The 22,625-nt window shown below is 64.8% G+C and carries 19 protein-coding genes; 13 read left to right on the top strand and 6 right to left on the bottom strand.

Annotation, left to right across the window (positions count from 1 at the left end):
* The first annotated feature begins 119 nt into the window (after positions 1-119).
* From ybaK to ACFDR6_RS34625, 7 genes are all read left to right on the top strand, one after another.
* Positions 120-593: a Cys-tRNA(Pro) deacylase gene (gene ybaK / locus ACFDR6_RS34655; protein ID WP_375861097.1), complete on the top strand. Its 474-nt coding sequence runs from the start codon at positions 120-122 to the stop codon at positions 591-593.
* A gap of 18 nt (positions 594-611) precedes the next feature.
* Positions 612-1,697, top strand: a complete 1,086-nt coding sequence (locus tag ACFDR6_RS34650; RefSeq protein WP_375861096.1) for a HupE/UreJ family protein — start codon at positions 612-614, stop codon at positions 1,695-1,697.
* A 164-nt stretch (positions 1,698-1,861) separates the two neighbouring features.
* Positions 1,862-2,305: a hypothetical protein gene (locus ACFDR6_RS34645; protein ID WP_375861095.1), complete on the top strand. Its 444-nt coding sequence runs from the start codon at positions 1,862-1,864 to the stop codon at positions 2,303-2,305.
* Positions 2,302-3,153: an alpha/beta fold hydrolase gene (locus ACFDR6_RS34640; RefSeq protein WP_375861094.1), complete on the top strand. Its 852-nt coding sequence runs from the start codon at positions 2,302-2,304 to the stop codon at positions 3,151-3,153. Before ACFDR6_RS34645 ends, ACFDR6_RS34640 begins: the two co-directional genes overlap by 4 nt.
* Positions 3,154-3,174: 21 nt before the next feature.
* Positions 3,175-4,371, top strand: coding sequence for an ABC transporter substrate-binding protein (locus tag ACFDR6_RS34635; RefSeq protein ID WP_375861093.1), 1,197 nt, complete (start codon positions 3,175-3,177; stop codon positions 4,369-4,371).
* Positions 4,372-4,433: 62 nt separating this feature from the next.
* A complete protein-coding gene (locus ACFDR6_RS34630; RefSeq protein WP_375861092.1) occupies positions 4,434-5,315 on the top strand; it encodes an NAD(P)-dependent oxidoreductase in 882 nt (293 codons plus the stop codon).
* Between the two features lie 8 nt (positions 5,316-5,323).
* Complete coding sequence (locus ACFDR6_RS34625) at positions 5,324-6,079, top strand: IclR family transcriptional regulator (protein ID WP_375861091.1); 756 nt, start codon at positions 5,324-5,326, stop codon at positions 6,077-6,079.
* A 5-nt stretch (positions 6,080-6,084) separates the two neighbouring features.
* On the opposite strand, the gene ACFDR6_RS34620 is transcribed toward ACFDR6_RS34625, so the two are convergent.
* A complete protein-coding gene (locus ACFDR6_RS34620) occupies positions 6,085-6,768 on the bottom strand; it encodes a GntR family transcriptional regulator (RefSeq protein ID WP_375861090.1) in 684 nt (227 codons plus the stop codon).
* A gap of 150 nt (positions 6,769-6,918) precedes the next feature.
* On the opposite strand from ACFDR6_RS34620, the gene tcuA reads away from it, so the two are divergent.
* The 4 genes from tcuA to ACFDR6_RS34600 all read left to right on the top strand — a co-directional run bounded on the left by tcuA (position 6,919) and on the right by ACFDR6_RS34600 (position 10,212).
* Positions 6,919-8,310: an FAD-dependent tricarballylate dehydrogenase TcuA gene (gene tcuA, locus ACFDR6_RS34615; RefSeq protein ID WP_375861179.1), complete on the top strand. Its 1,392-nt coding sequence runs from the start codon at positions 6,919-6,921 to the stop codon at positions 8,308-8,310.
* Positions 8,297-9,403 carry a tricarballylate utilization 4Fe-4S protein TcuB gene (gene tcuB / locus ACFDR6_RS34610; RefSeq protein ID WP_375861089.1) on the top strand — a complete coding sequence of 369 codons (1,107 nt, stop codon included), beginning with the start codon at positions 8,297-8,299 and terminating at the stop codon, positions 9,401-9,403. Before tcuA ends, tcuB begins: the two co-directional genes overlap by 14 nt.
* A gap of 73 nt (positions 9,404-9,476) precedes the next feature.
* Entirely contained in the window at positions 9,477-9,635 is a 159-nt protein-coding gene (locus ACFDR6_RS34605) for a DUF5993 family protein (RefSeq protein ID WP_212092678.1), read from the top strand.
* A 10-nt stretch (positions 9,636-9,645) separates the two neighbouring features.
* Positions 9,646-10,212: a disulfide bond formation protein B gene (locus tag ACFDR6_RS34600; RefSeq protein WP_375861088.1), complete on the top strand. Its 567-nt coding sequence runs from the start codon at positions 9,646-9,648 to the stop codon at positions 10,210-10,212.
* Positions 10,213-10,257: 45 nt separating this feature from the next.
* Here ACFDR6_RS34600 and ACFDR6_RS34595 read toward each other — a convergent pair whose 3' ends face one another.
* A complete protein-coding gene (locus ACFDR6_RS34595; RefSeq protein WP_375861087.1) occupies positions 10,258-13,662 on the bottom strand; it encodes an acyl-[ACP]--phospholipid O-acyltransferase in 3,405 nt (1,134 codons plus the stop codon).
* Positions 13,663-14,336: 674 nt separating this feature from the next.
* Between ACFDR6_RS34595 and ACFDR6_RS34590 the strand changes: the two genes are divergently transcribed.
* Positions 14,337-14,972 (top strand): TetR/AcrR family transcriptional regulator, encoded by a 636-nt coding sequence (locus ACFDR6_RS34590; RefSeq protein ID WP_375861178.1) that lies wholly within the window; start codon positions 14,337-14,339, stop codon positions 14,970-14,972.
* A 10-nt stretch (positions 14,973-14,982) separates the two neighbouring features.
* On the opposite strand, the gene ACFDR6_RS34585 is transcribed toward ACFDR6_RS34590, so the two are convergent.
* The 4 genes from ACFDR6_RS34585 to ACFDR6_RS34570 form a co-directional block, all read right to left on the bottom strand.
* Positions 14,983-17,571, bottom strand: coding sequence for an autotransporter outer membrane beta-barrel domain-containing protein (locus ACFDR6_RS34585; RefSeq protein ID WP_375861086.1), 2,589 nt, complete (start codon positions 17,569-17,571; stop codon positions 14,983-14,985).
* 303 nt (positions 17,572-17,874) lie between these two features.
* Positions 17,875-19,185 (bottom strand): GGDEF domain-containing protein, encoded by a 1,311-nt coding sequence (locus ACFDR6_RS34580; protein WP_212092675.1) that lies wholly within the window; start codon positions 19,183-19,185, stop codon positions 17,875-17,877.
* Positions 19,186-19,431: 246 nt separating this feature from the next.
* Entirely contained in the window at positions 19,432-20,736 is a 1,305-nt protein-coding gene (gene pncB / locus ACFDR6_RS34575) for a nicotinate phosphoribosyltransferase (protein WP_212092674.1), read from the bottom strand.
* A gap of 75 nt (positions 20,737-20,811) precedes the next feature.
* Positions 20,812-21,735, bottom strand: coding sequence for a LysR family transcriptional regulator (locus ACFDR6_RS34570; protein WP_375861176.1), 924 nt, complete (start codon positions 21,733-21,735; stop codon positions 20,812-20,814).
* Positions 21,736-21,835: 100 nt separating this feature from the next.
* Here ACFDR6_RS34570 and pcaH point away from each other — a divergent pair, with 100 nt between their 5' ends.
* On the top strand, positions 21,836-22,624 hold the full coding sequence (pcaH, locus tag ACFDR6_RS34565; RefSeq protein ID WP_212092673.1) for a protocatechuate 3,4-dioxygenase subunit beta: 789 nt from the start codon (positions 21,836-21,838) through the stop codon (positions 22,622-22,624).
* Position 22,625 lies beyond the last annotated feature (1 nt).

The raw sequence follows: 22,625 nt of genomic DNA, 5'->3' as shown, positions 1-22,625 counted from the left end.
ATCGCGACTGCCTCGGAGTTCTGGATCGCCCGGTCAAGCCGGGCGACGACAGCTATTGGCTGGTGCGGGCTTGCGCCACATCGCTTCGCTCCTCGCACTGATGGTGGTAAACGTGGCTCATGTCCAAAGTCACGCCCGCTACACGCACGCTCACAGCCGCCGGTGTTGCCTTCACCGTTCACACCTACGACTATGATCCCGACGCCGAGAGCATCGGCCTCCAGGCGGCTGCCTCGCTCGGCGAGGACCCGGCGCGGGTCCTCAAGACGCTGATGGCGTTGGTGGACGACAAGCCGGTGTGCGTGGTCGTGCCGTCCGACCAGGAAGTCTCGATGAAGAAGCTTGCCGCTGCGGCAGGCGGCAAGTCGGCGCAGATGATGAAGCCGCCCGAGGCCGAGCGCGTCACCGGCTACAAGGTCGGCGGCATCAGCCCGTTCGGTCAGCGCAAGCAGGTTGGCGCTGTGATCGAGCAGAGCGCGCTCGTGCATGATCTCGTCTATCTCAATGGCGGCCAGCGCGGATTGCAGGTGCGGCTAAGGCCGGCCGATGTGCGGGACGTTTTGAAGGCGGTCGTGGCGGATGTGCTGGCGTGACGGCAACGGGGTGAGACCATGAGGTGGCCGCTTCTGCTGTGGCTTGCGGTTCTGCTCGGCATCGGTCTTCCGGCCGAGGCGCATCAGGTCAACCTCGTCACGGCGCGCGTGGCGCTCAGCCCTGATCGCACGGTGAGCATCGAGCTCGGATTGAAGGGCAGCGATGTCGATCGCCTGATCGGTACGAAGATTCATGATGCGAGACAGGACGCGGTCGATCCTGTCGCGGTCGAAGCGGCCGGAACCGCCATCCTCGCCTATATGGGCACGCACCTCGCTGTGACGGGAGGTGGCAGGGCCTGCTTGGCCAGAGCTGCAGCGGTCCTGGCCGACGGCGACGGCATCGTTTATCGCCAGGGCTTTGTCTGCGCCGACGCCGCAGGCGACATCGTCTATCGCTCCACCGTGCTGACCGAGAAGGATCCCGCCGCGCGCCAGGTCGTGCTGATTGCACAGGGCAGGTCGGAGGTGCAGGCCTTGCTCGACGCCGGCAATACGACGGTCACGCTCTCGACCGCGCCGCCGCCGCTGTGGTCGACGATGCAGCGCTATCTCCTCACCGGCATCGAGCACATTTTCCTCGGCTACGATCACATCGCCTTCCTGATTGCCGTGGTGCTGTGGGCGAGGCGGCTCGTTCCTGTCGTCAAGATCGTGACCGCCTTCACCATCGCCCATTCGATCACCTTGTCGCTGGCGGCGCTCGATGTCCTTGTCATCCCCAGCCGCATCGTGGAGCCCGCGATCGCGGCCTCGATCGTCTTCGTGGCCGTGGAGAACTTCTTCTCGCGCGATGTCGACAAGCGCTGGCGCATGGCCTTTCTGTTCGGACTGATCCACGGCTTCGGCTTCGCCGGCGTGCTGCGCGAGATCGGGCTGCCATCGAACGCCGTCGTGCCGGCACTCGCCGCTTTCAACATCGGCGTGGAGATCGGGCAGGTCGCGATCGTCGCGGTGGCGCTGCCGATCCTCCGTCTCGCCGATCGATTGATTGCTCAGGATCGGTCCGAACCGGTGAGGGCGGCCAGGCTGGTTTACACGCTGTCGACCGTCATCGGTCTGCTCGGCAGCTATTGGCTGCTCGCGCGCGCCTTCGAAGCTTGAGATCAAGCCGACCCGCGGCAGGACAAGCTCATCTCCCCGGCGCCACGCCTCCCCGCATTGGAGGTAACCCCTGCACACTTGAGTTCGCTCGGAAGCCCTGTATAGAACTAGAATGGAAATAGAATAACGTTCTGTTAGATAGAACAAACACGAGGGACGAAACGATGGAAGCCGAACGCGACCGTCCAGACGACGATTCACCGGTGCCGTTCACACCCGATGCTGTCATCGCGGCCTTCAAGGCGATTCCCGACCTGCTCGCCCGCGACGAGGCCCTGACTGCCCGTGGGCGCCGGCTGGATGTCGATTGCCTGCTCGGGCCGAGCACGCAGCCATTTCACCTTTCCATTCGCGCAGGACGGATCGTGGAGATGGCGCCGGCGCCGGTGCTGATGCGTTCCTGGCGTTTTTCCTACCGCGCGACACCTGCCGCGCTCGCCGCTTATTGGCAGCCGATCCCGCCGGCCGGCTGGCACGATCTGCTGGCGCTGACCAAGCGCGGGCAGGCGACGCTCGAAGGCGATCTGCACCCCTTCATGGCGCATCTTCAGTACTTCAAGGATCTCCTGGCGCTGCCAAGACAGCACGGCTTTGGAGGCGCGTCATGAACGGCTTCATCGAGCCTATCGCGGGGCGCTACGTGCATGTCGATATCGACGGCGAGATCAACAGGATCTATTTCGAGGAAAACGGCAGCGGCATTCCCCTGGTTTGCCTGCACACTGCGGGCTCCGATGCCCGGCAGTGGCGTCATCTGCTCGTCGATGACGAGTTCACCAAGCATTTCCGCGTCATCGCCTTCGATATGCCCTGGCACGGCAAGTCCAACCCGCCGGACAGCCAATATGGCAGCGAGTACCGGCTGACCACCGCGAGCTACACCGCGACCATTCGCGCGTTCTGCGCCGCGCTCAAGCTGGAGCGACCGGTGGTGATGGGGTGCTCGATCGGCGGCCGTATCGTGCTCAATCTCGCCATCGAGCATGCCCGCGAGTTTCGCGCTCTGATCGGGCTCGAAGCCGCGGACTTCCAGCAGCCCTGGTACGACACGACCTGGCTGAACCGGCCGGACGTTCATGGCGGCGAGGTCTGCGCCGCGCTGGTTTCGGGCCTGATCGCGCCCGGTGGCCCCGCGGCTGCACGTGACGAGACGTTGTGGGGTTACAAGCAGGGCGGCCCCGGCATCTTCAAGGGCGATCTCTATTTCTATCGCGTCGATGGCGATCTGCGCGGCCGCACGGCCAGCATCGATGTCGACCAGTGTCCGCTTTATCTGCTGACCGGGGAGTACGATTTCTCCTGCACGACGCAGGACACGCTGCGGACCGCCGCCGGCATTCCCGGCGCGCAGGCAACCGTGATGGAGCGGCTCGGCCATTTTCCGATGAGTGAAAACCCAGATCAGTTCCGCCGCTATATCGCGCCGGTGCTGCGAGACATCCTCGATAAGCAATAGTTGTAAACGGGAGGCGTATATATGAAGTTGCGTTGGATGATCGCGGCCGTTCTGGCTGCACAGACCGGTGCCGCGGTCGCGGCCGACAATGTCATCAGGATTGGCGTTCTCAACGACCAGTCCGGTGTGTTCGCCGACAATGGCGGGCGAGGCTCGGTCGCAGCCGCAAAGCTGGCAGCGGAGGATTTCGGCAACGAGCTGCTCGGCAAGAAGATCGAGATTGTCTCGGCCGACCATCAGAACAAGCCCGACATCGCCTCGGCCACTGCGCGAAAATGGTTCGACAATGAGGGCGTCGACATGATCGCCGACGGCGCGGCCTCCTCGGCCGGCTTTGCCATCCTCGAGGTCGCCAAGCAGAAGAACAAGATCTTCGTCATCTCCGGTCCGGGCTCGTCCGACTTCACCGGGAAGGCCTGCTCACCGGTCAGCTTCCATTTCAATTACGACACCTATGCGCTGTCGAAGCTGACCAGCGACGCGATCACGCGCGCCGGCGGCAAGACCTGGTACTTCGTGACGGCCGATTACGCCTTCGGCCACGCGCTCCAGCGCGACGCCACGAAGTTCATCGAGGCCGCCGGCGGCAAGGTGATCGGCTCGGCCGCTCATCCGCTCGGCACCGCTGATTTTGCGTCCTTTCTGTTACAGGCGCAGGGCTCGAAGGCCGACGTCGTTGGCCTCGCGACGTCGGGCGCGGACGTGCAGACCGCCATCAAGCAGGCGGGCGAATTCGGCATCGTCGAGGGTGGCCAGAAGCTCGCCGGTCTGCTCGTCTTCATCACGGACGTGAATTCGCTCGGCCTGAAGGTCACCCAGGGCCTGCAGGTGACGACCTCGTTCTACTGGGACCTCAACGAGCACACCCGGGCCTGGTCGAAGCGCTACGCCGCTCTGATGGACGGCAAGGTCGCGAGCATGGTGCAGGCCGGCGTCTATAGCGGCGTGCATCACTATCTCGCTGCGGTGAAGGCAGCCGGGACCACCGATGCGACGGCTGTTGCCGCCAAGATGCATGAGCTGAAGGTCAATGATATGTACAACAAGGATGTCGCCATCCGCCCCGACGGGCGCGTGCTGCACACCATGCATCTTGTGCAGGTGAAGAAGCCGGAGGAGTCCAAATACAAATATGACTACTATCGGGTCCTCAGCTCCAAGCCGGGTGAAGAAGTATTCCGGCCGATGGGCGAGGGCGGCTGTCCGCTGGTGAAGTGACGGGAACGATAGGGCGGGCCTCGTGTCCGCCCTATCGCAGGATTTTCGAGGAGAGTTAAGGAATGTCTGGTTCGATTGGATTCATCGGTCTTGGCGTCATGGGCGAGCCGATCTGCCGCAACCTGTTGCGCAAGAGCGGGCGACCGGTGCTTACGTTCGACCTTGCCGCGGAGCCGCTGGCGCGGATCGTGGCTGACGGAGCCACGGCGGCAGCGTCGATCGGCGACATTGCCGCCGGCGCGGAGACGATCTTCCTGTGCCTGCCCAGCGCCAAGCATGTGATGTCGGTATTCGAGGACATCCTGCCGGTAATCAAACGCGGCCAGACCGTGATCGATCTCGGTACGTCCGACGTCGGCCTAACCCGCTCCTTCGCCGAACAGCTCGCGGAGAAGGGCGCACTCTGGATCGATGCGCCGATCGCCCGCACGCGGCAGGCGGCGCAGGACGGCACCCTCAGCGTCATGGTCGGCGCGACGGAACAGCAGTTCGCCGCCGTCGAGCCGCTGATCCGGCATTTCGCCACGGATGTCACCCTCTGTGGCGGAACCGGCGCGGGGCAAGTGACGAAGATTCTCAACAACATGGTGCTGTTCGAGACCGTCAATGCGCTGGCTGAGGCCGTCGCGATCGCCAAGCACAGCGGCGTCGAGCCGAAGCTGCTGCTGGAGACGCTCTCCAAGGGATCGGCGGACAGTTTCGCCCTGCGCAATCACGGCATGAAGGCGATCGTCGCCAAGGAATTTCCGCTGCGCGCCTTCTCGACCGAATATGCCATGAAGGATCTCTCCTACGCGCTGGAGCTCGGCGCGCAGGCCGGGCTGAACCTGAGGGGCGCTGCGCTGTTGCGGACGATCTTCCAGGAGACGATCGACAAGGGCATGGGGGACGCCTATTTTCCCGTCATCGCAAAGCTCATCGATCCCTCGGGATTTCCCAAGTAGGAGACCTCATGCCCTCGCCCGGCGTTGCAGCCGTCGACCGCGCTCTGAGCATTTTGGCGGCCTTCGAGGATGCAACGGAGCCGATGACGCTGGCCGAGCTGGCCCGACGCACCAAGATGTACAAAAGCACGCTGTTGCGGCTGATGACGTCGCTGCAGGAGTTCGGCTATCTCGTGCAGTTCGCCGACGGTCGCTATCATCTCGGCCCGACGCCGTTCCGGCTCGGGGCGGTCTACCAGCGCAGCAATAATCTGCATGATCGGGTGGTGCCGCTGCTGCGGCAGCTCGTGGCCGATGGCACCGAGAGTCCCTCGTACCACGTGCGGCATGATGCCAAGCGCCGGCTGTGCGTCTTTCGCGTGGATTCCCAGCACTCGACGCTCGACCGGGTCGCGGCCGGCATGCTGCTGCCGCTCGACCGCGGCGCGGCCGGCCGGGTCATCCTCGCGTTCGACGGTGAGAAAGGCGAGGGATACGACGAGATTCGAGAGGGCTGCATCGCGGTGTCCTTCGGCGAGCGTGATCCGGATTGCGCCGGGCTTGCCTGCCCGGTGTTCGGTCCCGACGGCAAATGTGCCGGCGCCTTATCGCTCTCGGGGCCGAAGCCACGCTTTACCTCGGACAATACCAAAGCGATGACGTCGCTGCTGCTGAAGGCCGCCATCCGCCTGACGCGCGCGCTGGGCGGTCCGACCGAACTGCTCGACAATGCATTGTCCGCCGCGGCGAACGATCTGCGTCCCGCGCGCAGGGCAAGGCGATAGGCGGCCTATTGCTTTTGCAGCAGCTTGAGCCGGCAGCGCAGTGCTTCGCGGATATGCGCGCGGGCGAGCCGTTCGGCCTTGTCGCCGTCGCGGGCGGCGATGGCCTCGATGATGGCCTCATGCTCGCCGTGGCTGGTTGAAGGACGGCCCGTCACTGTGAAGGTGGTCGGGCCGAGCAGAGCGATCCAGTCCTGCAATTCGCGCGAGGCGTTGTCGAGATAGCGGTTGCGCGCGGCTCGGCAGATCGCCTCGTGGAAGGCGCGATTGAGGCGCGCCATTTCGGCGGCGTCCGCCGCCGGGGCGTCGACAAGAGCCTGCTCGATATCGTGCAGCGCGTCGATCTCCGTGTTGGAGGCGTGCTCGGCGGCGAGGCGTGCGGCGGCGCCTTCCATGATCTCGCGCATGACGTACAGCTCGAGCACCTCGGAAATGTCGAGATTGCGCACGATCAGCCCGCGGCCGCCGGCGGGCTCGACAAAGCCGCGCGCGGCGAGACGCCCCAGCGCTTCGCGAACCGGCGTGCGGCTGACCTTCAGCCGCTGCGCGACCTCCTCCTCGCGGAGCCGGTCGCCGGCCCGGTAGCTGCCGGCCTGCAGCGCCTCGCAAAGCGACCGGAAAACGGCTTCACCCAGTGCTACGCCGGCGCCGCGCGCGATCGATCCGTCTGCCTTTGCCGAACGTCTGGCCATGGTCCCTCGATACGCATCGTGCCATGCAGAGAAGGCAGCTTGCTTGCCTTATGTATATCTTTGTATACAAACGTACGCAATGACTTGGCGCGATCGGCAGGCTACTGACGGACAGGATGTCTCTAATTCGGACGCCATCGGGCAGGCATGATGATTAGCAAGTACGATGTGCTGGTGATCGGCGGCGGCAACGCGGCATTATGCGCGGCGATCTCGGCGCGCCGCAGCGGCGCCTCGGTGCTGGTGCTCGAGGGGGCTCCAAAGTTCTATCGCGGCGGCAACACCCGCCACACCCGCAACATGCGCTGCGCCCATGACGCCGCGACCGAGATCCTGACCGGTCCCTACATCGAGGAGGAGTTCTGGGAGGATCTGCTGCGCGTCACCGGCGGGCAGACCGACGAGGTGCTCGCCCGCCACATGATCCGGGAGTCCAAGGACATCCTGAACTGGATCGTGGAGCAGGGCGTGCGCTGGCAGCCCTCGCTCGGCGGCACGCTCAGCCTCGGCCGCACCAATTCATTTTTCCTCGGCGGCGGACGCGCGATGCTGAATGCGCTGTATCTCACCGCCGAACGGCTCGGCGTCGATGTCGAATACGACGCCGAAGTCATCGACCTCGTAATCGAGGACGGCATGTTTCTGGCCGCGCGCCTCAAGCGGCCGATCAAGGGCGAGACCGAGATCCGCGCCACCTCGCTGGTTGCCGCGGCCGGCGGGTTCGAAGCCAACATCGAATGGCTCAAGCAATATTGGGGCGAGGCCGCCGACAATTTCCTGATCCGCGGCACGCCCTATAACCGCGGCTCGATCCTGAAGCTGCTGCTCGACAAGGGCGTGCAGGAGGTCGGCGATCCCACCCAGTGCCATGCGGTCGCGATCGACGCCCGCGCGCCGAAATTCGACGGCGGCATCATCACCCGGCATGACTCCGTCGTGTTCGGCATCGTCGTCAACAAGCACGCCCAGCGCTTCTACGACGAAGGCGAGGACATCTGGCCCAAGCGCTACGCCATCTGGGGCCGGCTCGTCGCGGCGCAGCCCGACCAGATCGCCTACATCATCTTCGATTCCACCGTCGTCACCAGCTTCATGCCGACCCTGTTCCCGCCGATAGCCGGGCAAACGATCGCAGAGCTCGCCGGCAAGCTGGAGCTCGATCCGGTCGCGCTGGAAAAGACGATCACCGAATTCAACGCGGCAGTGCGGCCCGGCACGTTCGATCACACCATTCTGGATGATTGCGTCACGGAGGGCATCACGCCACCCAAGACGCACTGGGCGCGCAAGATCGAGACGCCGCCTTATCTCGCCTATCCGGTGCGGCCCGGCATCACCTTCACCTATCTCGGCACGCGGGTGAACAAGGAGGCGCGGATGCTGATGGCTGACGGCAAGCCCTCGGCCAACATGTTCGCGGCCGGCGAGATCATGGCCGGCAACGTGCTCGGCAAGGGCTATGCCGCCGGCATGGGCATGACCATCGGCAGCGTGTTCGGACGGATCGCAGGACGGGAAGCGGCGAAACATGCACGGAACTAGGATCCTGGACGAGGCCGACCGTCTGATGACGGTCTGCAATTCCTGTCGCTATTGCGAGGGCCTGTGCGCCGTGTTTCCGGCGATGGAGATGCGCCGCGCCTTCTCGGACGGCGACCTCAATTATCTCGCCAATCTCTGCCATGGCTGCGGCGCCTGCTACGTCGATTGCCAGTTCTCGCCGCCGCACGAGTTCAACGTCAACGTTCCCAGGACGCTGGCGATTGCGCGCGCCGAATCCTATGCGGCCTATGCCTGGCCGCGGGCGCTGTCAGGCACGTTCGCGCGGAACGGCCTCGTCATCAGCATCGTCGCTGCGCTCAGCATGGCTGCCTTCATCCTCGGCTTCGTCGCCTTCAATGACCGGAGCGTGCTGTTCGGCGTTCACACTGGCCCCGGCGCCTTCTACAGACTGATGCCGCACAACGCGATGGCCGCGCTGTTCAGCGCCGCGTTCCTATATGCGATCCTCGCACTCGTGCTGAGCGTGCGCGCGTTCTGGCGCGACATCGGTCCACCGATCGGCGGCCGCGCCGACGGAGGCTCGATCTTCCAGGCGATCCGCGATGCCGGCGAGCTGCGCTATCTCCATGGCGGCGGCGTCGGCTGCTACAATGAAGACGACAAGCCGACCGACCGGCGCAAGCTGTATCACCACCTGACGTTCTACGGCTTCCTGCTGTGCTTTGCCGCAACGTCGGTCGCGACGCTCTATCACTACCTGCTCGGGCGCGAGGCGCCGTATCCGTGGTGGGATCTGCCCGTGGTGCTGGGCTCGCTCGGCGGCGTCGGTCTCATCGTCGGACCGATCGGCCTGTTCGTGGCCAGGATGCGGCGTGATCCGGCGCTGCTCGACGAGTCTCGCTACGGCATGGATGTCGGCTTCATCGCCATGCTGTTCCTGACCGGTCTTACGGGCATGGCGCTTCTGCTCCTGCGCGAGACCTCGGCGATGGGGGCGCTGCTGGCGCTGCATCTGGGCGCGGTGTTCGCGCTGTTCATCACCATGCCCTATGGCAAGTTCGTGCACGGCATCTATCGCTTCGTTGCGCTGGTGCGTTACGCGCAGGAGCGGCGCAGCGAAGCTCGCTCTTGAGAGGCACGCGGCGCTGACGTATTCCCTTGGGCCGTTTACGAGGGGTTGCGAATCGCCCAAGGAGCCCGCGCTCATGTACATGTTTCTGCCCTTTCTGCTGGCGCTGGCCGGCTGCGTCTGCATCTGGCGTGCGCGCGCGGGAGCGGGCTATGCGCTCTGGACCGTGACGATCGCCGTCACCGTCGCATGGTTCCTCCACCACGCGACCGATCCGCTGAAATTCTCCTTCTGACGGCGTCGAAATGGGGACCACGGAGATGAGCGGACAACAACCGGTCGGCGCGATCCTGAATATGCTGGGACTGCTCGGGATCTCTTCGGTTCTGACTGCCGCTTTCTACTATCAGCTTGCACTCGGCGAGTTGCCTTGCCCGCTGTGCCTGCTGCAAAGGGCCGGGTTCATCGCGGTCGGCATGGGTTTTCTGTTCAACCTGCGTCTCGGTGAACGTCCGTCGCACTATGCGATGATCCTCATAGCCAGCCTCGTCACCGGTTTCATTGCCATGCGGCAGGTGTCGCTGCATCTCGCGCCTGACGATCCCGGCTACGGTTCGACGCTGTTCGGACTGCATTTCCACACATGGGCTCTCGTCGCTGCGGTCGGGGTCGTCTGCTATGTCGCCCTTATCTTTGTCCTGAAGGATGCGACTGGCAACGGGAACGGAGACGCGCCGATGGATGGGCAAGCGTCGAACGCTGTGTTCGCGATTTTCGTGTTGCTGGTCGCCGCAAATCTGCTGTCCACCGTGCTGGAGTGCGGCGCGGGTCAATGCGACGACAACCCGGTCCGGTATCTCCTGCTGAGGTAAGGGGACCGTCGCACCGGGCGTCCGCCGGTGCGACGGTCGTCAGCCTTACGCCACCTCGCGCTCAGGCGGCGACGCCTGCTCGCGGGCCATCGTCGTTGCCGTGACATAGTCGGTCTTGCCGGTGCCGAGCAACGGCACCTTGTCGACCACCATAATCGCCGCCGGCACCGCCAGCTCGGACGCGCCGATCGCCTTGGCCTGGCCCTGCATGGCGCTGCGCTCGGCGTTCTTCTCAGTCGTCAGCAGCACGATGCGCTCGCCCTTGCGCGGGTCGGGGATCGACACCGCGATCGATGCGGCCTGGGGCCACAGCGTCGCCGCAATGCTCTCGACGGCCGACAGCGAAACCATTTCGCCTGCGATCTTGGCAAAGCGCTTGGCGCGCCCCTTGATGGTGATGAAGCCGGCCGCATCGATTGCGACGATGTCGCCCGTGTCGTGCCAGCCTTCGGCGAGCTTTTCGAGCACGCCGGGATTTTCGGCCCGCAGATATCCGAGCATCACGTTCGGTCCGCGCACCGAGAGGCGGCCGCCTTCCTCGATGCCGGGGACCGGATCGAGCCTGCTTTCCATCAGCGGCGACAGGCGGCCAACGGTGCCAGGGCGGTTGGCCATCGGCGTGTTCATCGCCAGCACCGGCGCGGTCTCGGTGACGCCATAGCCTTCGAGGATGCGGATGCCGTAGCGCTCCATGAACACCTGCCGTGTCCGGTCCTTGACGGCTTCGGCGCCGGCGATCACGAGGCGCAGGGTGCGGAAGTCGTAGGCATGCGCCGAGCGGGCATAGCCGGTGAGGAAGGTATCGGTGCCGAACAGGATCGTGGCGCCGGTCTGGTAGATCAGCTCGGGCACGATCCGGTAGTGCAGCGGCGAGGGATACATGTAGATCGGAATGCCTGCGAGCAGCGGCATCATCATTCCGCCGGTCAGCCCGAACGAATGGAACACCGGCAGCACGTTGAACACCTTGTCGTTGGCGTTGGCATCGACCCGTGCCAGCGCCTGCGCCGCGTTGGCGAGGATGTTGCGGTGGGACAGCACCACGCCCTTGGGCGTGCCTTCCGAGCCGGACGTGAACAGCACCACGGCCGGATCGTTGGCCTCGCGGGCGACGCGCGGCGTCGTGCCGGCGAGAAGGCCCTTGATCTTGTCGGCCACGCCGATCGAGGCACGGACGTCTTCGAGATAGACGACACGCGCCTCCGCCGAGATCGCCGTCATCAGCTTGTCGAGCTTGCCTTTCTCTATGAACGCCTTCGAGGTCAGCACGGTCTTGACCTGCGCGGCCTTCATGGCGGCGAGGACGTTGACCGGACCAGCCGAGAAATTGAGCATCGCCGGCACCCGGCCAATGTTCTGCAGCGCCATGAAGACGACGGCGACGCCGGCGGAATTCGGCAGCAGCACGCCGACATTCTCGCCGACGGCGGTGCCGCTCTCGAGCTTGCGGCTCAGGACCTGCGCGCCGAGGATCAGCTTGCGATAGGTCAGCTTGGTGCCGAGCGCATCCTCGATGATGACCTTGCCGGTGTCGCGGTCGCGATAGGAATGTCCGAGCGCTTCGAACAGCGTGTGGTCGAGCATGGCGTTCTTGACCATCGCATCGATCATCACGTCCTGGAGCGCGGCGCCGGCGGCATTGCGGCGCGTCTTTCCTTTAAGGGTCGGGTCGACCGGCAGCTTGATCGGCGGCAGGATGGTCACCGTGACGCGCGGAAACCACGAGCGCTTGACCTGGCTGCTGTTGAGATAGCTGAGATGCGAACGTTGCGCGCCCTCGATGCGCACGGGCACGACCACGGCGTCGGCCTTGTCCGCGATCATCGCGGTGCCGTCATAGACTTTCATCAGCGAGCCGGAGACGGTGATGCGGCCTTCCGGGAAGATCACGACCGGCTCGCCCGCGGCGACGAGCTTGATCAGGTCGCGCGCAGCCAGCGGCTTGCTCGGGTCCATGGTGTAGTGCTTGACCGCGCGCAGGAACGGCTTGGCCCACCAAGCCTTGGAGATGCCGGTATCCACCGCGAAGCTGGCATCGATCGGCAGCACGGCGTGCAGCAGCGGGCCGTCGATCAGGCTGACATGGTTCGGTGCGATCAGCATGCGGGTGCCGGGAGGCGGCAGGTTCTCGAGACCCCGAACCTCGGTGCGAAACAGCGCCCGGAAGAGCAGCCCGCCGGCATCGCGCACGCCTTCCTTGCCCCATTTGGTCAGAACGAACCACACCGCGCCGAAGCTGGCGACGCCGAGGCCGAAGAAGATCCAGCCGATGTGAAGGCCTGCCGCCTGCAGCAACGCGACGAACAGCGAGCCGGCCACCATGAAGGCAGCCTGCAGCACGTTCCCGGCGGCGATGATGCGGGCGCGCTCGGACGGCGCCGACCAGGCCTGCACGGCGGCAAAGGACGGAACGACGAACAGGCCGCCGCCGAAGGCGAAGGCGACGAAATCGGCCAGCATGCGCAGGCCGGCGAACGAGGTGGCGAAGCCGGCCGCGGTGATGTCCTGGCCCTTGGCGGTCACACCGATGGCCCAAGCGAGATCGAGGCCCGCGCAGCCCATGATGATGGCGCCGATCGGCACCAGAGCGAGATTCGGGCGAACGTGGCTCAGGCTGGCGGCGAACAGCGAGCCGATGGCAATGCCGATCGCGAAGATCGTAAGGCACAGCGTCACCACGCCCTCGGTGCCACCGATGACGTCCTTGACCAGCGCCGGCAGCAGCGACAGCACGATGGCACCGACCAGCCAGAACCAGGACACGATCACGGTGCCGTCCCACAGCCGGTGGTCGGCGTGCAGCGTCCTGAGCAGGTTCAGCGTCGAGGTCCAGGGATTGGCATCGACGGGCAGGTCGGGCGCGGAAGGCGTTGTCTGCGGAATGCGGGCGGCGAACGCCCAGGACAACAGCGCCAGCGCCACCACAGCGGATGCGACCCAGCCCATATGCGCGGAGCCGGCCACGAACTGGCCGCCGGCGACGGTGCCGAGCAGGATGGCCATGAACGTCGCGCCTTCGACCAGCGCGTTACCGGTCGCGAGCTCGCCGAGCTCGAGCTGGTCCGGCAGCATGGCATATTTCACGGGGCCGAACAGGGCGGCGATGGTGCCGAACAGCGCGAGCGCTGCGAACAGCAGCGGCACCGACTGCAGGAAGAACCCGGCGGCGGCAAAGCACGCGGCGAAGATCTCGGCGAATTTGAGCCGCCTTGCGACGACGGATTTGACGTATTTGTCGGCGAGCTGGCCGCCGAGCCCGGACAGGATGAAATAGGGGAAGATGAAGACGGCTCCGGCCACCGTGACCAGCGCATCGCCGTGGCCGGTCGCGGCGCTGTAAAGCAGGATGATGACGAGTGCGTTCTTGAGCACGTTGTCATTGAGCGCAGAGAAAAATTGCGCCCAGAACAGCGGCGCAAAGCGGCGTGACGACATCAATTCCCTGATCATGACTAATCCTGTTTTGGAAAGGCAGCCTGAGGTTCGCTACGTTGTCTGTAAAGCGTCACGACCGGAAGGGTATGGGACGGACGACTGCAGGGTGGCGACGGTCGCCGGCCTGCCTTGTCCCCCTCCATCCCTCCGATCCTTGGTCTCCAACTGGTCTCGTTAGGTTCGCAAATATCTGGTCGCGGCCGGTTTGGGCGGAATGGCCGCGCTTGGCGGGATATCGTGGGGGCGATGAGGAAAAACTGAACCGCATCGCCACACCCCGCGAGACCGGCTGCCAAAGTCGGGAGATGGTAATTCCTTCCTTGCAACCGGGTCTTGCATTCGAGCCGATCGGAACGCGTCGGCTGCGTGCCTCAGGTGAGATGGGCGAGGTGGCGAAAAGGCGACAGACGGCCGAGCAGGCTGAACCGGCGGCCCTCATGACGCGCACGGGCGCGGCTCGCCCGCCACATCCGGAAGGTCGCGCGCCGCTCGGTGAGCACGCCGGCGATGTCGCACGCATTGGCGATGCGATCGATCGGGGCCATGGCGAACCGCAGCAGGGCCCGGCCGAAGCCGGTCACGAGGGCGGCGGCGTCATCGACGAAGGTAGAGGCGATATCAACAGCGAGGGTTTGCATTTTGCAGATCTCCGGGTTAAATTGAACAATGTTCACGTGAGTAGCTTGAAAATGAACAATGTTCAAGAAGAATCGTTGCGGGACCAGAAAAAAAATCGGCGCCGGCTCCAGATCCTGGAGATCGCGCGCAGCATCATCGCGACTAAGGGGCTGAAATCATTGAAGGTTCGTGACGTTGCCGAAGCCGCCGGCTGTTCCGTCGGCAGCGTCTATAACGAGTTCGGCGACTTCGACGGGGTGATCCTGACCGTCAATCGGGAGACCGTTCAGGCCCTCACGGCCAGGCTCGGCGGGGTTCCCGCCGAGGACCCCATTCGCCAGCTTTATGGGTTGGCTGCGACCTATCTCGAGTTCTTCGCCGAGCATGCCAATCTGCTGCGCTCGCTGTTCGAGCATCGGATGGAGGACGACCGTCCTTATCCCGATGACATCCTGCAGATGGTGATGGACGCCTTCGCGCTGATGCATCCGCCGCTGGTGCAGCTACTACCCGATGCGGACGACGTGAAGATTGCGCTGCTGTCGCGCACCTTGTTCTCCGCCGTGCACGGAATCATCTCGCTCGGCCTTGAGGAGCGCATGGTGGCCGTGCCGCCGCAGATGCTGCGCCAGCAGGTCGAACAATTCGTCGACACCCATCTCGCCGGCCTCGGCATTTTGCCGGTGGGCGCGCGCCCATTTGGATGAGGCGTCGCCGCTACCAGGCGTATCGCAGGCTCGCGGTGCCGGAATAGGTGGTGCTGCGGGCCGCGAACTCGCCGTCGAACTTGGCCGACAGGGCAACACCGTTCGAGAACTTCAGCTCGGCGCCGGCAGATGCGAGCGCGGCGTCTTTCGCCGGCGTCGCGCCATGGACGATGAAGCTCGCGCCGGGCAGCGCCTGGAACGCGGCATTGAGCGTCGGATCGCTCACCCAATCATGGGCCCAGGCCGCGCGACCGCGCAACGTCAGGACCGCATTCGGCGAGACCAGCATCGCACGATCGAAGCGCGCGCCAAGCTCGCTTCGCGTGTCGGAGGCCGTGCGTCCCCGATAGGCCAGGCCGAAGCTGCTGCCGGCCCCGTCAGTCTCGACATAAGTCGGCGTGCGAAACGCCTGCGTCTGCGCTGCCGCGTATGGCGTGAAGGCCCCCACTGGCGTCGCAAAGCGATAGCCGCCCTCGATGCGGCCGCCGACGGTTTGCGCGTCGAACTTCGCGGTGAGCTGGTTGCCGAACGGTGCAAGACGATCCGTCGACATCCAATGATTGGCCACGGCGAGAGAGGCGGCGAAATAGGCTGGTCCTCTACGTATCGCGGTGTAGACGCCGGCCTGCAACGCCTCGCTCCTGCCGCCACCGATCGCCTGCGCGAGATCCCATCTGGTGCCGCCGCCGGAGAGCGCAAAGCCGACGATCGCGTCGCGGCTGAAATGATAGTCGGCGCCGGCCGCGACGCCGCCTGTGCGTGCGCGGAGGTCGTGGCTGCCGATCACGACCGGGTCGCCGCCGGTGCTGTTGGTGCCACCGAACGCGGCGCCCCAGGCCGTCCAGCGCTCCGCAAAGCTCGGCGCTTTGGTCGCCGGCGCCCCCAGCACCTTGTTGTAGGCGAGGGCGATATCGTCCGGAAGAGCGGCACGCTCGGGGCTGAAGCCGAATGCCGTGCCGCCGGTGTCGACGCCGCCGCTTCGTCCATTGACGAACGGATCGAGCATGAGGCCGAGGAACTGGCCCGTGAACTGGAAAGCGCCCTGCTGGGCCCCCGTCGCGGCTTCACCCGAAAGTTGGTCCAGACTGTAACGGAGCTCGGTGTCGCTTTGGCCCGCAAAAGACGAGAGGAAGGGCAGGTTGGGGCCGAATGCGCTGAGCGCGCCGGCCACGGCTTTCTGGTTTTGCGTCTGAGCGACAGTGGAGAAAGCGGCCGTGTTGTAGTCGAGTGTCAGGACGACAGAGAACCCGTCATAGCTGAGGGCGGAGGAGAAGAATTGCGGATTGTATCCGCTGATCGTTATACCGGAGAAGGTCCCGGTCAGGCCGTTCACTGCGCCGAGGATGGTGTATTGCGTCGAGGGGGCATAGGCGCCCGCAAGCGTGGTGACGGCGACGGTGCCGCCATTCAACGTCGCGGTCACGGCGAGAAGTTTGCCGGATTGGCCGGCCGCGTTGACGGAGACCGCGTAGGTCGAGCCGGCGTCGAACGTGGCATTGCCATAGCTGGTGAGCACGCCGAGATTGGTGGGCGCAACCCGGCCGCCCGACAGCACGGCGAGTGCGCCGATAGCGCCGTCGCCGCCAAGGGTGCCGCCGCTGACCGTCGTCGCAACGTTAGCCATCGCGCCGTCGAGGATGAGGTTGCCGGCCTGGACATTCATGGTCCCCGCATCCGACGTCGAGCCGGTCAGCGTCCAGGTCGAGCCTCCCGTCTTTTCCAAGGCCTCGAATTCCCGGAACTGCATGGCCGCGCCGAACGTGTCGAGGTCGAACGTGCTGTTGGCCGTGCCACCCAAGCGCAGCGTGTCCGTTCCGTTGCCGCCGAGGACCCAGCCCGTGATGCTCGATCCGGCGCGGAGCTCGAAGACGTCGCTGCCGTCCTTGAGATCCACGGCTCTGTTGGCGAAATTGCCGCTGATCGTGCCGGAGTTGATGACCGTGTCTTGGCTGGCTGAGCCGAAGATCGCGTAGTTCGAAGCACTCGAAATCGTGCCGGCATTGCTGATGATGTTGCCGTTGCCGGCTCCGTTGAGGTTGACGGCGTTGTTGTTGCTCGCCTGGACAACGCCGCCCGACAGAATGTTGACCTGATTGTTGGCCGAGGTGTTGACGATAGCGAGACCCGTCGTGCCGGAAGAGAGGCTCCCCGCAGTACCTCGGATGACGATGGTGTTGTTGCTCGCGCCTTCCAGGTCGACCGCGACCGACCCCTGGCTCGTCGGACCAACAGTTGCCCCGGCCTCTATCGTCAACGTGTTGCTGCTGCCGCCGGAGAGGAGGACGCCTGCATTGGCAGAGGTGATCGTTGCGTCGTTGCGGACATTGATCGCGCCGTTCGATACGGTGTTGAATGAGATGCCGGGAGAGGCTGCTCCATCCAGCGATGTCGCAGTGCCGTCGCCGACATTGACCGTGACGCCGCTGACCGCCGGATTCGTCTGAACGGTGGTGTTCCCCGCGCCGATACAGGTAATTGAATCGTCCGATTGCAGCCCGAGCTGAGTGCCGCTTCCGCTGATCACGCACGCTGCTTCCGCCGGCGCCGCGAACCACGGCAGCGCGCTACCCACGGCAAGAGCGCCGACCGCGGCGTTCAAGAGAAGCCCGCGCCGTCGATGCGTCCTCGCGCCACGGCTTTCCGGTGGGGGCAGCAAATCGATCCAAAGCACCTGCAAACTCCTATCGCGGCCCGATCGGATTCGGGCCACAACGTTGGCTGGTGCCATGCTTAGCGGGAGAGGTCCTGACTATCGTGGGCCAGCGCGCAGGGTGGTATGGCCAAATGCGAAAGACGTAGCCTTTTGGGAGCCGTGTGGCTGTGGCGTCACATAACCGGCGTCTCGACGACCTTGGCCGATGCCTGCAATCGGATGCCGCGGCCGAGATCGCGCAGCGAGCTGTCAGCCTCGCGCTGCGACGGTTTCGCGCGGCCGGGTTGCAACGGCGATGACGTCCAGTCTCCCGCCGTCGGCCTGAACGCGGTTGCGTCCCTTTTCCTTGGCGCGATAGCAGGCGGCATCTGCGCGCCGCATGGCGTCCTCGAGCGTGGTGTTGCCGTCTGCGATGCAGGCGACGCCGATGCTGGCGGTCACCGCAAAGCAGCGATCGTCCCAGGCGAAGTTGAGCAGCTCCAGCGATCGCCGGAGCCGTTCGGCGATATCGACTGCAGTCGCGGGCGAGCACTGCGGCAGGATCAGTCCGAATTCGTCGCCGCCGAGCCGGGCCACCAAATCGCGCGGACGCCGATCCTGTTGCAGAAGGCGCGAGACCTGGCAGAGCAGGCTGTCGCCGGCAAGGTGCCCGCAGGTGTCGTTGACGTTCTTGAACTGGTCGAGGTCGAGCAGGATCAGGCTCATCGGACCCGCCGTGGCGACGTCCAGTTCGCCTTGCAGGCGCGCCTCGAAGGCGCGGCGGTTGGACAGGCCCGTCAGCCAGTCGTGCGAAGCCTGCCAGGCCAGGCGTTCCTTCTCGGCATGCAGGGCGTCTTCGAATGCCTGTCGTTGCAGCACCAATCGCCTGGTGTGCCAGATCAGGAGCAGGATCAGGGTGACGGCGGTGACGATGTTGATGCCGGCCAGCGTCAGCTTGATGGCGCGGGAGCCTTCGCCGAGGACAGTTGAGAACCGCTTGGCATGCATCGTGAACTCGGCGTTGAGCTCGGAGAGCCGCGAGGACAGGAATCGCAGGCGATTTGGGTCTCGAATGGGACCGTTCTCCAGCTCGGACCGGATGACCTCGCCGAACACGCTCAGCTCCAGCAGCATCGGATCGGTAGCGGTCCACTCGCGAATCGCTTCCTGCAGGAAGCTGACGCGGTTGAAATAACGAAACAGCCAGATCAATCCAGGAACGTCATCGGGGTGATTGCCGCCTTGCAGGAAGCCGATGCGCGCGGCCTCGACGTCGACCGGATCGCGCTCCATCGCCCAGCGCGCGAACTCGTCGCCGAGGGGAACGGCGAGCGAGGCCTGGTATTGCGCGAACTGGCTGGCCTCGCCCGAGTGCAGATAGAGATTGAGGAAATAGACGGCGTTCTTCTGCGAACGGGACCACATCGCTTCGCCCGCGACATAGGCGCGAACCGACGACATCACCTCCAGGCTGAATCCCGCGATCGCCGCCTGGAGCAGGACGACCATCACGAAAGGCGAGACGAGCTTGATGACGTGAAGGGAGCTGTTTCCCTTCGACGTGGCTGTTCTGCGAAACACCCGGCGTTCCCCAAATCGCGCAACGGTCCCAACGGATGCGCTGCGGCTGAAACGCGAATTAGAAAGGATGGTTGCTTAACTCGACCTGAAAGGCGCGAATGACTGCATCGCAGGGTGAAGCCACTGTCACGCGGATATGCGCATATCGCTTCAAATACCGTCAAACCGGAGTTGACGCGGTCTCGGCGAACCAATGCCTCGGATTTGTCGTGCGCGGTTTACTTGATGAAGAGAGTTGCTCCGCGGCTAGACCAGTACCGGCGTGCGCACGCGGCCGGCGTCGCCGAACACGCGCAGGTAACGCTCGATCTCCGATGGCATGCCGGTCGCCTTCTCCGGATTGTCGGAGAGTTTGACGGCGGGACGGCCATCGACCGACGAGACCTTGCAGACGAGCGAGATCGGATCGAGATTGAACGAGCCGTCCGGCGTGCAGCCGACGAAATCGTTGGTGAGGTTGGTGCCCCAGCCGAAGGAGAGCCGCACCCGGCCGGCAAAGTGATGATAGGTCTCCTCGATCGAGCCGACATCCATCGCGTCGGAAAAGACGAGGAGCTTGTCCTTGGGGTTGCGCCCCTTCTTCTGCCACCAGGCGATGATCTCCTCGCCGGCCTGGATCGGCGGCGCGCTGTCGGGCCGGAAGCCGGTCCAGTCGGCGACCCATTCCGGCGCATCGCGCAGGAAGGCCTTGGTGCCGAAGGCGTCGGGCAGTGCGATCAGGAGGTTGCCGCCATAGGTCTGGCGCCACTGGTCGAGGATGCGATAGGGCGCCCAGCGCAATTCCTCGTCGTCCTTGGCGAGCGCGGCCGCGACCATCGGCAGCTCATGCGCATTGGTGCCGATGGCCTCGAGATCGTTGTCCATCGCGAGCAGCACATTGGAGGTGCCGATGAAGGACGAGCCCAGGCCTTCCTTCACCGCCTCCACGCACCAGCGCTGCCAGAGGAAGCCGTGACGGCGGCGGGTGCCGAAGTCGGACAGGCGCAAACTCTCCAGCTCGCGCAGCCGCTCCACCTTGGTCCAGAGCTTGGCCTTGGCCCGCGCATAGAGCACGTCGAGCTCGAAGCGGCCGCGGCCCTTGATCGCCGCACGGGAGCGCAGCTCGTTGAGGATTGCGAGCGCCGGAATCTCCCACATCGTGGTGTGGGTCCACGGCCCGTGGAAATGCAGTTCGTACTGGCCCTCGACCTTGCGCAACTCGTACTCGGGAAGGCGGAATTCAGCCAGCCAGCGGATGAAATCCGCCGAGAACATGTGGGTCTTGCCGTAGAAGGTATTACCGGCAAGCCAGATCAGCTCCTTCTTGGTGAAGCGGATGGTGCGGGCATGGTCGAGCTGCGCGCGGAGCTCGCCCTCGTCGATGATTTCGGCGAGCCGGACGTGGCGCGAGCGATTGATGACCGAAAAGGTCACCTGCTGGTTCGGGTAAGATTCCCGAATCATTTGTAACATCAATAGCTTGTAGAAGTCGGTATCAAGCAGGCTGCGGATGATGGGGTCCAGCCGCCAGCTGTGATTGTAGGTCCGGCTCGCAATGTCGGTCACTGTCATGGGGGGATTTTAGCGTGGCGGCCGCCGCGCAACCAGCGGATTTGGCGAGGGCTGGTCTTCCGAAAGACGGTATCGTTATCGCGCCTTGGCGGCCGTCGCTGCCACCGTCTCCAATTGGCTCCTGACCCAACGATGGGCCGGGTCTTTTTGATAGCGCTGGTGCCAGACCATGAACATCGGCAGTTCGGCCAGCGTCCGCGTACGGGACGCCAGCGGAATCCGCGTTTGCGCGAAACCGCGCATGACCCCGGACGCCAGCAGGCTCGGCATGCTCGCCAGCATCTGCGAGCCGCGAAGGAAGGAGGGTACCCCGGAAAAGCTCGGCACCGAGATCGCGATGTCGCGGTGAAGGCCGTTGGCCGCCAGCCGGCGGTCGAAATCAAGCCGCTCATTGTCGGTGTAGACGACAGTGATGTGTCGCGCAGCGAGATAGGCGCCGCGGCCGGTCGGCGCCGTGCGCATCTTCGGATCGAAGTAACAGACGTAGTGATCGCTCAAGAGGCGCTTCTGCACGATATCGACACCGGATGGCGGCAGCGGCGTGATCAGGAGATCGCAGCGGTTTTCGCGCAGCATCGCGGGCGAGGGCGACTGCGAGGGGATCACGCGCAAATTCAGGCCTTTCACCTGGCCGGCGACGTGATCGAAGAATCGCGGCAGCAGCAGGTCGCGCTGGAAGTCGTTGGCGGCGATCGTCAGCGAAAGCTGCGCGCGAGACGGCTCGAACGTGACGCCGCCGGCAAAGCTCCGCATCTCGTCGATCAGTGCCCGCGCCTTCGCGGCGAGCGCCTGCGCATGCGCGGTGGCGACGATGCCGCGCCCGGATTTCGCGAACAGCGGATCGCCTGCGATCCGCCGCAGCTTGTTCAGGGCGTGACTGACCGCCGATTGCGTCAGGCCGAGCCGGGTTGCGGCCGCGGTGACCGATCCCTCCTCCAGCACGGCGAGGAACAGCTCGAGCGCGTGGCCGTCGAGGGCCAAATGATCGATTTCTTTCATGCAATATATTATAATCGATCTATTTATCCGGGGAATAGACCGGCCCATGATCTCCCGATAAGCCGCGCCCCCGGACCCGGGCGCCCCAGGGAGAAACACGATGAACGCCCAGGCGCCAGCCTTGCGGGATCCCCGCCTCAACCGCCCCGAGCCCCTTGCGCCGCCGCTCGGTGACGGCAGCTTCTTCCAGCGCGACCGCTCCATCCATCCGCCCGCCCATGCGCCGGGCTACAAATCCTCGGTGCTGCGCTCGCCGCGCCAGTCGCTGCTGTCGCTGGAGGGTTCGCTCTCCGAGATCACGGGACCGGTGTTCGGCCATAACGATCTCGGCCCGCTCGACAACGATCTGATCCGCAACTACGCCAAGGACGGCGATCCCGTCGGCGAGCGCATCATCGTCCACGGCCGCGTGCTGGACGAAACCGGCCGCGGCGTGCCGAACACGCTGGTCGAGTTCTGGCAGGCCAATGCCGGCGGCCGCTACCGGCACAAGAAGGACACCTATCTGGCGCCGATCGATCCGAATTTCGGCGGCTGCGGCCGCGCGCTGACGGACGACACCGGCTATTACTATTTCCGCACCGTGAAGCCGGGGCCCTATCCCTGGCGCAACTACGTCAACAGCTGGCGTCCCGCCCACATTCACTTCTCCGTATTCGGTTCGGGCTTTGCACAGCGGCTGATCACGCAGATGTATTTCGAGGGCGATCCCCTGATCCCAGTTTGTCCGATCCTGACGACGATACCGGACAAGGATGCGCTCGACCGCCTGGTCGCACCGCTCGACCTCAATGCCTCGGCGCCGTTCGACTCGCTCGCCTATCGCTTCGACATCGTGCTGCGCGGCCAGCGCTCCACCTATTTCGAAAATCGCACCGCGGGGAACTGAG

It is taken from the genome of Bradyrhizobium tunisiense, assembly GCF_042263385.1.
GTDB lineage: Bacteria > Pseudomonadota > Alphaproteobacteria > Rhizobiales > Xanthobacteraceae > Bradyrhizobium > Bradyrhizobium tunisiense.
The sequence above is the reverse complement of the archived record's forward strand: the minus strand, read 5'-3'. Positions and strand labels throughout refer to the sequence as shown.

Bases quoted from the DNA above. Each gene is read 5' to 3' on its own strand.
- ybaK (WP_375861097.1), top strand. From the start codon at position 120: ATGTCCAAAGTCACGCCCGCTACACGCACGCTCACAGCCGCCGGTGTT.
- ACFDR6_RS34650 (WP_375861096.1), top strand. From the start codon at position 612: ATGAGGTGGCCGCTTCTGCTGTGGCTTGCGGTTCTGCTCGGCATCGGT.
- ACFDR6_RS34645 (WP_375861095.1), top strand. From the start codon at position 1,862: ATGGAAGCCGAACGCGACCGTCCAGACGACGATTCACCGGTGCCGTTC.
- ACFDR6_RS34640 (WP_375861094.1), top strand. From the start codon at position 2,302: ATGAACGGCTTCATCGAGCCTATCGCGGGGCGCTACGTGCATGTCGAT.
- ACFDR6_RS34635 (WP_375861093.1), top strand. From the start codon at position 3,175: ATGAAGTTGCGTTGGATGATCGCGGCCGTTCTGGCTGCACAGACCGGT.
- ACFDR6_RS34630 (WP_375861092.1), top strand. From the start codon at position 4,434: ATGTCTGGTTCGATTGGATTCATCGGTCTTGGCGTCATGGGCGAGCCG.
- ACFDR6_RS34625 (WP_375861091.1), top strand. From the start codon at position 5,324: ATGCCCTCGCCCGGCGTTGCAGCCGTCGACCGCGCTCTGAGCATTTTG.
- ACFDR6_RS34620 (WP_375861090.1), bottom strand. From the start codon at position 6,768: ATGGCCAGACGTTCGGCAAAGGCAGACGGATCGATCGCGCGCGGCGCC.
- tcuA (WP_375861179.1), top strand. From the start codon at position 6,919: ATGATTAGCAAGTACGATGTGCTGGTGATCGGCGGCGGCAACGCGGCA.
- tcuB (WP_375861089.1), top strand. From the start codon at position 8,297: ATGCACGGAACTAGGATCCTGGACGAGGCCGACCGTCTGATGACGGTC.
- ACFDR6_RS34605 (WP_212092678.1), top strand. From the start codon at position 9,477: ATGTACATGTTTCTGCCCTTTCTGCTGGCGCTGGCCGGCTGCGTCTGC.
- ACFDR6_RS34600 (WP_375861088.1), top strand. From the start codon at position 9,646: ATGGGGACCACGGAGATGAGCGGACAACAACCGGTCGGCGCGATCCTG.
- ACFDR6_RS34595 (WP_375861087.1), bottom strand. From the start codon at position 13,662: ATGATCAGGGAATTGATGTCGTCACGCCGCTTTGCGCCGCTGTTCTGG.
- ACFDR6_RS34590 (WP_375861178.1), top strand. From the start codon at position 14,337: ATGAACAATGTTCAAGAAGAATCGTTGCGGGACCAGAAAAAAAATCGG.
- pncB (WP_212092674.1), bottom strand. From the start codon at position 20,736: ATGACAGTGACCGACATTGCGAGCCGGACCTACAATCACAGCTGGCGG.
- ACFDR6_RS34570 (WP_375861176.1), bottom strand. From the start codon at position 21,735: ATGAAAGAAATCGATCATTTGGCCCTCGACGGCCACGCGCTCGAGCTG.
- pcaH (WP_212092673.1), top strand. From the start codon at position 21,836: ATGAACGCCCAGGCGCCAGCCTTGCGGGATCCCCGCCTCAACCGCCCC.